Source organism: Erwinia sp. E602, from assembly GCF_018141005.1.
Classification (GTDB): domain Bacteria; phylum Pseudomonadota; class Gammaproteobacteria; order Enterobacterales; family Enterobacteriaceae; genus Erwinia.
Window position 1 is genome coordinate 3,592,535 of record NZ_CP046582.1, and the last position, 12,669, is coordinate 3,605,203.

The following is a 12,669-nucleotide window of genomic DNA, read 5'->3' on the forward strand; positions in this document are numbered from 1 at the left end:
CGGCGGCGTTCCGCTTACAGGCTGCTTTTCTTATGGAAGCCGTCGGCCACCACGGTGCTGTCGATATTGGATTTATCCACCGAAACCGGCGTCAGCAGCCAGGCAGGGACCTCTTTCAGGCCGTTGTTCAGCGTGGCGTTACCGGCGGGCGTCTTGCCTTCGCCCAGCTCGACGGCAATGCGCGCCGCCTCGGCGGCCAGTTTAGTAATCGGCTTGTAGACGGTCATGGTCTGGGTGCCGTTCTCCAGCCGTTTCATCGCCGCCAGGTCGGCGTCCTGACCGGAGATCGCCACCTTACCCGCCAGCCCCTGGGCGCTCAGCGCCTGAATGGCGCCGCCGGCGGTAGCGTCATTGGAGGCCACCACGGCATCAATCTTATTACCGTTGGCGGTCAGGGCATTTTCCATAATCTTCAGCGCATTCTCCGGCAGCCAGGCGTCGACCCACTGATCGCCCACCACCTTGATTTTTCCGCTGTCGATCAGCGGTTGCAGCACCTTCATCTGCCCGGCGCGGAACAGGCGGGCGTTATTATCCACCGGGGATCCGCCCATCAGAAAATAATTACCGGAAGGCACGCGGCTGACCAGGCTTTGCGCCTGCAGTTCACCGACCTTCTCATTATCAAACGAAATATAGTAATCAATATCGGCGTTATTAATCAGCCGATCGTAGGCCAGCACCTTAATGCCTTCACGGTGGGCCTCTTTTATCACGTTGCTCAGCACCTGGCCGTTATAGGGAATAATCACCAGCACGTCGACGCCGCGGTTGATCATATTTTCAATCTGCGCCATCTGCGTCTCTTCATTGCCGTTGGCCGACTGCACAAACACTTTCGCCCCCAGCGCTTCGGCCTTGCTGACGAAAATATCGCGATCTTTCTGCCAGCGCTCCAGCCGCAGGTCATCGATCGCCATACCGATTTTTACCTCTTTCGCCGTGGCGGCCTGGCTGAACAATGCCAGCGCAGCGCAGGCGGCAAGCAGGGTGATTTTCATTTTCATCGTTGATCCCTTTCAGTTGCGGTTGTTGTTATCAGGGTACAGGGTGACGGGCTGCTGAATTGTTGACCGGGTTTTGGCGGGCCGGCAATTACAGATTTTCCTCCTGCCGTTATGTTTTTTGTCATTCGGGAGGCAACTCACAGTTAGCAATTATCTTAATCTCAGAGTGAAATAACATAATTGAGCGCCCCGCCGTCACCGGTAACAATCACCGCATCTTCTCGCTCACCCTACTTCCGCACTAAGGAGTTTCAGATGCAGGATTATTTCGACCAGATCGGCCGTATTCAGTATGAAGGCCCACAGAGCACCAATCCGCTGGCCTTCCGCCACTACAATCCTGACCAGCGGGTGCTGGGCAAAACCATGGCGCAGCACCTGCGCTTCGCCGCCTGCTACTGGCACACCTTCTGCTGGGGCGGCACCGATATGTTCGGCGTCAGCGCCTTCGATCGTCCGTGGCTGAGCAACGGCGACGGCATGGCGCTGGCGCGGCAGAAAGCCGACGTCGCCTTTGAGTTTTTCCACAAGCTCAACGTGCCCTACTACTGCTTCCACGACATCGACGTGGCACCGGAGGGTGACTCGCTGCGCACCTACCTCTCCAACGCGGCGGAGATCACCGACGTGCTGCTGGAGAAACAGGAACAGAGCGGCGTGAAACTGCTGTGGGGCACCGCCAACTGCTTTACCCACCCGCGCTACGGTGCCGGTGCGGCCACCAACCCGGACCCGGAGGTGTTTGCCTGGGCCGCCAGCCAGGTGACCAGCGCGATGCACGCCACTCACAAACTGGGCGGGGAAAACTACGTGCTGTGGGGCGGCCGCGAGGGCTATGAAACCCTGCTGAACACCGACCTGCGCCAGGAGCGCGAGCAGATCGGCCGCTTTATGCAGATGGTGGTCGAGCACAAACACAAAATCGGTTTCCAGGGGCTGCTGCTGATCGAACCGAAACCGCAGGAGCCCACCAAGCACCAGTACGACTATGACGTTGCCTCGGTGTACGGCTTCCTGAAACAGTTCGGGCTGGAAAAAGAGATCAAGGTCAACGTCGAGGCCAACCACGCCACCCTCGCCGGCCACTCGTTCCACCATGAGATCGCCACCGCCATCGCCCTCGGCATTTTCGGCTCGGTGGACGCCAACCGCGGCGATCCGCAGCTGGGCTGGGATACCGATCAGTTCCCGAACAGCGTGGAGGAGAACGCGCTGGTGATGTATGAGATCCTCAAGGCGGGCGGCTTCACCACCGGCGGCCTGAACTTTGACGCCAAGGTGCGCCGCCAGAGCACCGATAAATACGATCTGTTCTACGGCCATATCGGCGCGATGGACACCATGGCGCTGGCGCTGAAGGTGGCGGCGAAGATGATTGAAAGCGGCGAACTCGACCAGCGCGTGGCGCGCCGCTACAGCGGCTGGAACGGCGAGATGGGCCAGCAGATCCTTAAGGGCGAGTTCACCCTCGACGGCCTGGCGCAGCACGCCAGCCAGCACAACTTCCTGCCGCAGCACCAGAGCGGCCGCCAGGAGCTGCTGGAAAATCTGGTGAACGGCTATCTGTTCGATCGTTAACCTGACTGGAGATGGGCACATGGTAATAGGCATCGATCTCGGCACCTCCGGCGTGAAGGTGGTGCTGCTCAACGCTGACGGCGGGCTGCTGGCCAGCCACAGCGCGCCGCTCGACGTCTCACGCCCGCGGCCGCTGTGGAGCGAACAGGATCCGGAGAGCTGGTGGCAGGCCACCGACCAGGCGATGCGCGGGCTGGCGCAGCAGCATGACCTTAGCGGCGTACGGGCCATCGGTCTGAGCGGCCAGATGCACGGTGCCACTCTGCTGGACGCCGACGGCGGGACAATTCGCCCAGCGATCCTGTGGAATGACGGGCGCAGCGCCGCCCAGTGCGCGGCGCTGGAGGAGGCGGTGCCGCAGGCCCGCAGCATTACTGGCAACCTGATGATGCCGGGCTTTACCGCACCGAAGCTGCTGTGGCTTAAAGAGCACGAACCGCAGCACTTTGCCCGCATCGCCAGAGTGCTGCTGCCGAAGGACTGGCTGCGCTGGCGGCTGAGCGGCGAGTTTGCCAGCGATATGTCGGATGCCGCCGGCACCCTGTGGCTGAACGTGGCGCAGCGCGACTGGAGCGAACCGCTGCTGGCCGCCTGCGGCCTGACGCGGGCACAGATGCCGCGGCTGGTGGAGGGTAACGCCTTTACCGGACGGCTCAGCGCGGCGCTGGCAAAACGCTGGGGGATCGGCGAGGTGCCGCTGGTGGCCGGCGGCGGTGACAACGCCGCCGGGGCGATCGGCGTTGGCCTGACGGAACCGGGCCAGGCGATGCTGTCGCTCGGCACCTCCGGGGTCTATTTTGTGGTCAGCGACGGCTTTGCCAGCAACCCGCAGCGGGCGGTGCACAGCTTCTGCCACGCGCTGCCGGGGCGCTGGCACCTGATGTCGGTGATGCTCAGCGCCGCCTCCTGCCTTGACTGGGCGGCACGGCTGACCGGCTGTGCCGACGTGGCGGCGCTGCTGGCGGAGGCCGAACGCGCCAGCGACGATCGGCCGCTGCCGCTGTTTCTGCCTTACCTCTCCGGCGAGCGCACGCCGCATAACAATCCGGCGGCCAGCGGGGTGTTCTTTGGCCTGACCCATCAGCACGGGCGGCCGGAGCTGGCGCGGGCGGTGCTTGAAGGGGTGAGCTTTGCGCTGGCGGAGGGCATGGACGCCGTTCACGCCTGCGGCGTACGGCCGGAGAGCATCCGGCTGATCGGCGGCGGCGCGCGCAGCGAACTGTGGCGGCAGATGCTGGCGGACGTCAGCGGACAGACGCTGGACTACGTAGAGGGAGGCGAGGTCGGCCCGGCGCTGGGTGCCGCACAGCTGGCGCGGATGGCGCTAAATCCGGATGTGCCGCTGGCCGAATTGCTGCCCGCGCTGCCGCTGCTGCAGCGCCACCGGCCCGACGCCGCACGCCACCAGGCCTATCAGCCGCAGCGCGCGCGCTTCGCGCAGCTCTATCAACAGCTGGAATCGCTGATGCGCTGATACAACAGGCTACTGGCTACTGGTGCTGGTGCTGGTGCTGGTGCTGGTGCTGGTGCTGGTGCTGGCAGGCGACAGAAAACAAAAAGCCCACCGCGTTGGCGATGGGCCTTTTGCCGTTAATTTTTTACCCCTTCCGGCGCTTATCTCCGGCACTCACTGGTGTTAGCTCTGCGAGGGGCAGGAGCGATAATATGATCCAGGAATAATCCTAACAAGAGAAAAATGGAGATTTGTGCGTCAGGCCAAATTTTTACTGCATTATCGGCCTGGGTATCGCACTTCACTCTCGATCACCTGAGCTGACTGACCCTCTTTTAACTGCTGACAGGCTATTGATAGTAAATCCCTTCAGCCTCCAGTTCACGAATGACCCGATAGTCACGCCACAACTGATGTTTATCGTTACTGACCAGATACACCGTACCGGGCTGGCTGAACACATCTTTGGTCTCACTGACCGCCTGGCCGTCAGCCAGATAGAATTCGACCTTTTTAAATGACGGCAACGCCTGCAGCCGTGCCAGAAACGCCCCGCTGGCAAAGCGCCCGGCTCGCGGACCGATCAGGCTGACATTAAAAGCGTGGTTTTTCAGCCGGTAAACCGGCTCTTTTGTCAGCTCCGTAAACCGCTGTGGCTGAGAGAGTGAGAGTGCCGTCGCCCGCAGTTGCCCCATTCCCGTCGTGCAGTCGACAATTTCCGGACGCAGTATGCCATCGCTACGGGCGGCAATTTCGACCAGGCAGGGCCCGTCGGCGGTTAACATCACTTCTGCATGGCTGGGGCCGTTTTCAATACCCAGGCAGTCGCAAACACGGTGCGTGTAGGCCACCAGCCCGGCAAACTCGTCGGCTGAAGCATCGATAATTTCATCAATATCATAGACAACATTGCCTCCCGCCAGCTGCCGTTTATGGTAGCGCACCACTTCCGTGACCAGCCTGAGGCTATTCAGAGAGACAAAATTCACCACATATTCTGTTCCCGTCAGAAAGGACTGCAGCAGAACGGCATCATTGGTGCTGTTCATGCGGTTTTTTTGATTAATAAGACGGTCAAACGCCGACCTGACCCGGTCTTCGCTGTTGCAGATAAATACGCCATCTGAACCGGCACTATCCAGCGGTTTCACCACCACCGGATAAGGCTGTTCGCTCAGCCAGTTTACCGCCTGTGGCCACCGGCAGACTTTGCACTGAGGCGTGGCGGTTATACCGGCTTCACGCAGCGATTCAATCATCTCAAACTTGTTACGGCGGGCAGCACGCTGTGAAAAATCATTTCTGTATTTAAAGTTCTGTGACTGGTTAATCCAGTCAGTGAGTTCGACGCCCGTTTCCGCGCCGCACAGTACGCCTTCCGCACCGAACTCACGGATAATATCCAGTGTTAACCCAGGGGAGGAATGGCAATAACAGTGTTGATAAATGGTAGAATCAAATCCCTGGTAGTAGTAGTCATCCAGTGAGGTGTCCGAGGCGATATGTATCATTTTACAGCCCGCCTCGCTTAAATGACGGGCAATAAATTTACCTGAAGAAAAACCATCAACCACTACGATCCTGTTCATTTTTCACCTCCCGACTGTGTTGCAGAGAAATACTTACTGATACCAAGCAGTGCCAACAGTGCCGTAAGAGCTAACACCGCAATGATGGTCTGCCATGACACGGCAATACGCCTGTCGGTAAACTGAAATGCAAGGGTAAATACAGGAATCAACAACATCAGAAAGGCAACATGCAGAGGACTGAGTGCCCCAATGGATTTTTGTATAAGAAAAATGGGAATAATATGACCAACAACAGACAGTAACACCACAATAAAAAAATAAATCACATCAAGCTGCAGAGATATATGCATAACAGCACTATACAGTAACGCGGTAAAAAGAATTAATACATTCCTGCAACCGAGGATTTCACTGGCACTCCATTTCTTATTTACTAATGATTTGGAAAACAAAGTATAGAGCACAGTTCCCACTGCACTCAGTAATACACAGATGATACCGATGGCTCTCTCCGTCGCGCTGGTGGAGGTCACTCCGCTACTGCCAACCCATGAATTAATCAGCATAATCATTACGCCGATCATAACCGCCCAGGAAATGACCGACTCGGCTTTATCCGGCCTGGTAGTAAAACCGGAGAGAAATCGCGATAAAATGATCGTCAGTGCCGGGCCACATGCCACAGAAGCAATCCCGACTACCGCCGGTTCAAGGTATTTCAACGAGATGATAAGCCCACCCCAGTTGAGCAATACCGCAACATTAATCAGCAGCAGATTTTTTTTATTCTTGTTCACCTTAGTCAGATAAGCACGACCATTGCGCATCAGTGCCAGAGTCAAAAAAACCATTGTTGCCATTGCAAAACACCAGGTGATAAACACTGAAGAGTCGAGTGCCTGAGTCACTTTAGCGATATATACATCCGACATAGCGCTGATAACACAAAACATAATGCCGCAGGTAATGCCGCTTGCAATAATTTTGCTCATCATTTCCTTACTCCCTGAGACTAATATTAAGTCATTCCATAACCGTGACCGATTCAGCGCTAAGAGATTTTTTTAATAGTGTTATCACATCATGACCCGTTTTATCTCTTACATTTTTTCGACCGTTGTTCTGTATTTTTTCCACAGCACAAATCACCTTGCTCACGATACCTCCCGCCGACTCTATCGCTTTAATTAAAGAAACAACGGCTCCTCCAGTACTTAAAGTATCATCGACAATGATAACTCGATCCCCTTCGTTTATCCCATTCAGATACATTTCACCGTCAAAGTACTCCGAATTTATTTTAACTATATTATTGTTGATATTATTTATTCTGTAGGGATACCATCTTGCCATTGCAAGAGGTCTTCCCGTTAACATTGATATGGCTGTAGCAATTGGTGCCCCCTTGTCTTCCTCTGTAACCACCTTATCAAAATCACAATCTATTTTTTTAATCATGCCATAAGCAACCTCAATCAGCACTTCAGGTCTGAGGGCTGGCAGCTGATCGGTGAATTCGTTGACTGTAGTAAGTTTACATCCGGAACTGACTACTAAAGCATTTTTATATACCTCTTCAATTAGCATTTTCTTCCCTCCTGGCATGAGTACTCAGGATATACACCAGCCCAACGGCTTTTATATTTCCATGCACTATCAAAAAAAAGTGTAACAATGACTTTGTTACTTATATTTTTCATTATCTCCTCACTTACAATCAAATTTGCAGCACATGTTGGCCCGATGCCTAAACCTTCACTATTTATAAATGATTTCATTCTTTTCCATGCTGCATCACCATTTACCAACCTGATATCGTCTATAACACTTAACTTTGTATTTGCAGATAACACCCCTGCACCCAAACCCATTAAATTATGACTATGGTGTTTAAAATTCAAATGGTGTCGAATTGCATAAACGGGTGAAGATTTATCCACCTCAACACCTACTGTTTCAATATTCGGGTATACGTCTTTAAGTACACTTGCAATTCCTGAAAATGTTCCCCCCGTGCCAATTGAGCAAACAAAATAATCAGGAACCACGCTCATTATAGTGAGATCATTAACAATCTCTCTCCCACATGAGTAAAATGCTTCCATATTCAAGGTATTAGAGGATTGATTTATAAAATATACATCCTTCTTTCCTTCCGAATATTTCTCAGCCGCTTCAACTGATCCATTCAAAAAATCACTGGCAGGAGTTTCGATGATTTTTGCTGAAAAACTTTTAATCTGTTCAATTCGCTCCTGGGTCATGCCGGCAGGCATAAATATAACAACCTTATAACCTTTCTCTCTTGCGATCCATGCCAAAGCGGCTCCACCATTTCCTGTTGAACAATCAACCAGAGTCATTCCCGGGTGAATACGCCCTTCGTTTTCTAACGTATTGAGGATGTGTAGATACGTTCTGTCCTTATGACTCCCACTAGGATTTGAAAGCTCACACTTTGCAAATAGTTTGTTCCCATTAAATTCCAAGCCGGGCAATTTTAAAAGCTTTGTTCCTCCAACATCAGCGATCTTCATATCAAATCCCTCTCTGAATGTCCATTCAACATGTGATACATCAGTATAAAAAACAGATCAAGAGCTTAAGTTGCCATAAGTCATGATTTAAAAAAATCTGTGATCGCGCGATGAGATCAGTACTTACCTGAAATAAATCTTCAAATGTCACTAGTAATAAATCCATTTATACAAAAAAATGAAAATTAATTTCCCTGTCCTTATGCTATCTGAAAGAAATCCCTGAAAAATATTCACCACCGCCCCCGCTACGCCATAGCGTTGTTTGCGATAAGTCAACGAGCCGGAACTGACCACCGTGTCCAGCCTGGTGAACAACCGTGAACAGATCTACACGGCGGAGATGTTTCTGTTGGTCGGCGTGCTCTGTTACCTGCTGTGCAGCGGGCTGGCCGGGCTGGCAAAGGGGCTGCAGCGGCGGCATAGGGCCCTGGCCCGCGTGACATAACTAAAAAATGGCTTAAGTAAAATCTGCCGCTGCCGATAATCTGCGACAGGAGTCACTCAGTGGATCGCGTTATGCTCAGCCTTAATACCAACCTCTCTGCGTTAAAGATCGAAAACAATGCGGCCAAAAGCGGCAGCTCGCTGGCGGACGCCATTCTTCGGTTATCTTCCGGCATGCGTATCAACGGTGCTAAGGATGATGCGGCAGGTCAGGCGATCGCCAACCGCATGAGCAGCCAGCAGAGCGGGCTGGCGCAGGCCAGTCGTAACGCCGGCGACGGTATCTCGCTGGTGGAGACCACCGAAGGGGCGCTGAGCGAGATCAACAACCGCCTGCAGCGCATCCGCCAGCTGGCGGTACAGGGGCTGAGCGACGTTAATACGCTGGAAGATGGCGACGCCATTCAGGCCGAGATCAACCTCAACCTGAAAGAGATTGCCCGACTGAACGGCAGCGCCAGCTTTAACGGCATCAGCGTGCTGGACGGCAGCGCCGGTAAACTGGCTATTCAGGTGGGGGCTAACGATCGCGATTCTGTCAGTGTGGATCTCTCCGCCCCAGGCTTCAGCATTGACGAACTGGGTCTGAAGGACCTGGTGATCAACGGTATTAAAAGCGCCGTCACCACGGTTAACAGGGTGATCGGCAGCGCCAGCAATCTGTCGCTTGCCGATCCTAACGTGGCGGTGAATTTCACCACGCCGACCGCGCTGAGCGACAGGCAGCTGGTCAGAAGCAGCGCCAACAACCAGCTCTATATTCAGGGTAACGACAGCGACGGCAAGACGGTTTACTATCCGGCCGTCCGTGCCGGCAGCTGGGATACCGCTACCGGCCAGGGTTACATTACCGTAGATGCCAGTAGCACCAGCCCGCTCTACGCGGACGTACCGCAGATCCCCGCTCGCAGCATCACCAGCTACAGTTACCTTGATGACAACAACGCCGCGCTGCCCGCCAGCCCGGCCCCGTCGCTGACCCTCAGCAACGGTCAGTATTACGTTGAGCAGAATGATATCTACTACCCGGCGACGCTGAGTTTTGACGCCAGCGGTGCCGCCACCGCCACCCTGACCGGGGCCGGCGGCCAGCTGGACAACGCGTTTTCCCCGCTGCCGGCCCAGGTCACCACCACGCCAGCCGTTGATACCACCAGCGCCGCACTGAGCTACAGCGACGCCAGCGGCAATCCGCTGCCCGCAGGGGATGCCAGACTGCTGAAGTCGGGCAGCCAGTACCTGCTGCAGGTGGATGACGGCAGCGGCAACCCGCAGTACTTTAACGCCACCTTCGCGGCGGAGACCGACGGCAGCAGCACGACGCTGGCGGTGCGCGCCACCGACGCCATTAATCTCAACAGCTTTAGCGCGGTGACCACCATCACTGGCACCTCAACGGTGACCCTTGACCCGGCAAAGGTGCAACTCAACTACACCAGCGCCAAAGGTGAAACGGCCACCGACGTGCTGCGTTCCGACGGCAACGGCGGCTATCTGTTAGACCTGCCGGGCATGGGCAAAACCGCCACGCTGGTCAGCCAGGACAGCGACGGCACGCTGCTGTTAAAAACCAGCAACGGCGTCGGTGACGTGCAGATTTACTTCAGGGCCACCGTCAGCGCCAGCACCGACACCAGCACCAACTACACGGTGATGACGGTGCGCGAAGTCGGCGCGGAAATCCGCCTGCGCCACCCGGATAACCCGCTGGCGACGCTGGATGCCGCCATCGCCCGCGTCGACAGCAAACGATCCCAGCTGGGGGCGATTTCGAACCGCCTGAGCTCGGTACAGAACCTGCAAAATAGCACCGGCGTGGCGCTGGCTGCCGCCCGTTCACGCATTGAGGATGCCGACTACGCCAGCGAAGTCTCGGCGATGAGCCGGGCGCAGATCCTGCAGCAGTCCGGCAGCCAGCTGCTGGCAAAGGCGAAGCTGGAGCCGCAGGCGGTGCTGGCGCTGCTGCAGAACTAGTTCGTTGCGCAGAGGGCGGGCGCGGCGGCAGAATAACCTGCTGCCCGCTCCGCTTATTTCCTCCTCCCCCCCGTTATTCCCTCCGGATTATTCCTGAAAACCACCAGAAAACTGCCAGCTGGCCGCTGATATTGCGCCGTTTATAATAGTGCGCACCATCACGGGGACTGTTTCGCTGACAATCACCCGCGCTGGTGCAATTAAAAAAAACAAGATAATAAATACAGGCTAAATTGCGCCAGAAATTAAAATTAAAACAATAAAATCAACGCGTTGATATTAATGGCACAGCCCTTGCTATATGAATCCCATCTTGTATACCAGCAGGGATTCATCAATGAGCATATTCAGTGGCTACACAATCGGTGAATGGCACCAGCACCTCAGCCTGCATGCCAGCGATGCCGCAACGATTTTAACGGACTATCTCGCCTCATTACCGTCAGACGATGAGGCGTGGATTTACCGCGCCACGCCGCAGCAGATTACCGATCAGCTGATCCCGCTGCTGGCGCAGCTGCATGACGATCCGCACAGCCTGCCGCTATTTGGCGTGCCCTTTGCGGTGAAGGACAATATTGATATCGCCGGCTGGCCAACCACCGCCGCCTGCCCGGCGTTCAGCTATCAGGCGCAGCGTGACGCCAGCGCCGTGGCGCGGCTGAAGGCGAAAGGTGCCATCGTCATCGGCAAAACCAATCTCGACCAGTTCGCCACCGGGCTGGTTGGCGTGCGATCGCCCTACGGCGCGGTGAAAAACAGCTTTGACCCGCGCTACGTCAGCGGCGGCTCCAGCGCCGGCTCTGCCTCGCTGGTGGCGCGCGGCCTGGTGCCGTTTGCCCTGGGCACCGACACCGCCGGTTCCGGCCGCGTACCGGCCGGCTTCAATAATATCGTCGGCCTGAAACCCACCAAAGGCTGGCTGTCGGCCAGCGGCGTGGTACCGGCCTGCCGGCTGAACGACACCCTCTCGGTGTTTGCCCTGACGGTGGCCGATGCCTTCCTGGTTGCCACGCTGGCCGCAGGCGAGGATGCCGCCGACGCCTATTCACGCCGCGATCCGGCCTGCGCCCCGGCGGCCCTGCCGCCGTCGCCGCTGCTGGCTATCCCGGACGAGGTCACCTTCTTCGGCGACGCGCAGGCCGGGGCCGCCTGGCAGGCGGCGCTGTCGCAGCTGCAGGCACTGGGCGTGCGTTTCAAAACCATCGACTTCACGCCGTTCTCTCAGCTGGCCGAACAGCTTTATACCGGCCCGTGGGTGGCAGAGCGCACCGCGGCGGTGGGTTCGATGCTGGATCGCCCCGGTGAGATGGACCCGACCGTCCACCACATCATCTCGCAGGGGAAAAAATTCAGCGCGGTGGACGCGTGGAACGCCGAATATCAGCGCGCGGAGCTCAGCCGGCAGATTAACGCCGCGTTAGGTGAGGTCGATGCGCTGCTGGTCCCCACCTCTCCCACCATTCATACCCTTGACGAGATGCAGCAGGAGCCGGTGCGCTTCAACTCGCAGTTTGGCACCTACACCAACTTCACCAACCTCGCCGACCTGGCGGCGCTGGCGCTGCCCGCGCCGTTCCGCGCCGACGGCCTGCCCGCCGGCATCACGCTGATCGCCCCGGCGTGGCATGACCGGGCGCTGGCGGACTTTGGTCAGCGCTGGCAGCAGCATCTGGCGCTGGCACCGGGTGCCACCGCACGGCCACTGCCTGCCACTGCGACACCGCTGCCCCCTTCAGCCAGCCACGTGCGCGTTGCCGTCGTCGGCGCGCACCTCAGCGGCATGCCGCTGAATTTCCAGCTCACCAGCCGCCGGGCGGTGTGGGTTGAAGAGACCACCACCGCCCCCTGCTACCGGCTGTTTGCCCTGCCGGGCGGACCGGTGAAGAAGCCGGGCCTGATGCGGGCGGATAGCGACAGTGGCCGGGCGATCGTCGTCGAGCTGTGGGATATCCCGCTGGCGCGCTTCGGCGAGTTTGTCGCCGAGGTCCCGGCGCCGCTGGGCATCGGCAGCCTGACGCTGGCCGATGGCCGGGTGGTGAAGGGCTTTATCTGTGAAGGGCTGGCGCTGAGCAACGCGCTGGACATTACTGCATCAGGCGGCTGGCGTCACTGGCTGGCCACTGAGGGGAGTCGCTAAC

11 protein-coding genes are annotated in these 12,669 nt (G+C 56.8%); 6 read left to right on the top strand and 5 right to left on the bottom strand.

Annotated features, from left to right (window positions below):
- Positions 1-14 precede the first annotated feature (14 nt).
- Positions 15-1,007 carry a D-xylose ABC transporter substrate-binding protein gene (xylF, locus tag GKQ23_RS18010; RefSeq protein WP_056240203.1) on the bottom strand — a complete coding sequence of 331 codons (993 nt, stop codon included), beginning with the start codon at positions 1,005-1,007 and terminating at the stop codon, positions 15-17.
- Between the two features lie 255 nt (positions 1,008-1,262).
- Between xylF and xylA the strand changes: the two genes are divergently transcribed.
- The 3 genes from xylA to GKQ23_RS18025 are packed head-to-tail and all read left to right on the top strand — an operon-like array spanning position 1,263 to position 4,225.
- Complete coding sequence (gene xylA / locus GKQ23_RS18015) at positions 1,263-2,585, top strand: xylose isomerase (RefSeq protein ID WP_056240205.1); 1,323 nt, start codon at positions 1,263-1,265, stop codon at positions 2,583-2,585.
- 19 nt (positions 2,586-2,604) lie between these two features.
- On the top strand, positions 2,605-4,059 hold the full coding sequence (gene xylB / locus GKQ23_RS18020) for a xylulokinase (protein WP_212409059.1): 1,455 nt from the start codon (positions 2,605-2,607) through the stop codon (positions 4,057-4,059).
- Positions 4,060-4,081: 22 nt separating this feature from the next.
- Positions 4,082-4,225, top strand: coding sequence for a hypothetical protein (locus GKQ23_RS18025; protein ID WP_212409060.1), 144 nt, complete (start codon positions 4,082-4,084; stop codon positions 4,223-4,225).
- 163 nt (positions 4,226-4,388) lie between these two features.
- Here GKQ23_RS18025 and GKQ23_RS18030 read toward each other — a convergent pair whose 3' ends face one another.
- From GKQ23_RS18030 to GKQ23_RS18045, 4 genes are read right to left on the bottom strand one after another with little or no spacing between them, the layout of a single operon-like run.
- On the bottom strand, positions 4,389-5,627 hold the full coding sequence (locus GKQ23_RS18030) for an ATP-grasp domain-containing protein (RefSeq protein WP_212409061.1): 1,239 nt from the start codon (positions 5,625-5,627) through the stop codon (positions 4,389-4,391).
- Entirely contained in the window at positions 5,624-6,565 is a 942-nt protein-coding gene (locus GKQ23_RS18035; RefSeq protein WP_249168424.1) for a DMT family transporter, read from the bottom strand. The genes GKQ23_RS18030 and GKQ23_RS18035 overlap by 4 nt, the downstream gene beginning before the upstream one ends.
- A 28-nt stretch (positions 6,566-6,593) precedes the next feature.
- Positions 6,594-7,157, bottom strand: a complete 564-nt coding sequence (locus tag GKQ23_RS18040) for a phosphoribosyltransferase family protein (RefSeq protein WP_212409062.1) — start codon at positions 7,155-7,157, stop codon at positions 6,594-6,596.
- Positions 7,151-8,107, bottom strand: coding sequence for a cysteine synthase family protein (locus GKQ23_RS18045; RefSeq protein ID WP_212409063.1), 957 nt, complete (start codon positions 8,105-8,107; stop codon positions 7,151-7,153). The genes GKQ23_RS18040 and GKQ23_RS18045 overlap by 7 nt, the downstream gene beginning before the upstream one ends.
- 298 nt (positions 8,108-8,405) lie before the next feature.
- On the opposite strand from GKQ23_RS18045, the gene GKQ23_RS18050 reads away from it, so the two are divergent.
- The 3 genes from GKQ23_RS18050 to atzF all read left to right on the top strand — a co-directional run bounded on the left by GKQ23_RS18050 (position 8,406) and on the right by atzF (position 12,668).
- Complete coding sequence (locus GKQ23_RS18050) at positions 8,406-8,555, top strand: hypothetical protein (RefSeq protein WP_212409064.1); 150 nt, start codon at positions 8,406-8,408, stop codon at positions 8,553-8,555.
- Positions 8,556-8,614: 59 nt separating this feature from the next.
- Positions 8,615-10,528: a flagellin gene (locus tag GKQ23_RS18055; protein WP_212409065.1), complete on the top strand. Its 1,914-nt coding sequence runs from the start codon at positions 8,615-8,617 to the stop codon at positions 10,526-10,528.
- Positions 10,529-10,865: 337 nt separating this feature from the next.
- Entirely contained in the window at positions 10,866-12,668 is a 1,803-nt protein-coding gene (atzF, locus tag GKQ23_RS18060) for an allophanate hydrolase (RefSeq protein WP_212409066.1), read from the top strand.
- The last annotated feature ends 1 nt before the right edge of the window (position 12,669 follow it).

What these genes read in the sequence shown, in the direction of transcription:
- xylF (WP_056240203.1), bottom strand. Translation starts at nt 1,007, where the DNA reads ATGAAAATGAAAATCACCCTGCTTGCCGCCTGCGCTGCGCTGGCATTG.
- xylA (WP_056240205.1), top strand. Translation starts at nt 1,263, where the DNA reads ATGCAGGATTATTTCGACCAGATCGGCCGTATTCAGTATGAAGGCCCA.
- xylB (WP_212409059.1), top strand. Translation starts at nt 2,605, where the DNA reads ATGGTAATAGGCATCGATCTCGGCACCTCCGGCGTGAAGGTGGTGCTG.
- GKQ23_RS18030 (WP_212409061.1), bottom strand. Translation starts at nt 5,627, where the DNA reads ATGAACAGGATCGTAGTGGTTGATGGTTTTTCTTCAGGTAAATTTATT.
- GKQ23_RS18035 (WP_249168424.1), bottom strand. Translation starts at nt 6,565, where the DNA reads ATGATGAGCAAAATTATTGCAAGCGGCATTACCTGCGGCATTATGTTT.
- GKQ23_RS18040 (WP_212409062.1), bottom strand. Translation starts at nt 7,157, where the DNA reads ATGCTAATTGAAGAGGTATATAAAAATGCTTTAGTAGTCAGTTCCGGA.
- GKQ23_RS18045 (WP_212409063.1), bottom strand. Translation starts at nt 8,107, where the DNA reads ATGAAGATCGCTGATGTTGGAGGAACAAAGCTTTTAAAATTGCCCGGC.
- atzF (WP_212409066.1), top strand. Translation starts at nt 10,866, where the DNA reads ATGAGCATATTCAGTGGCTACACAATCGGTGAATGGCACCAGCACCTC.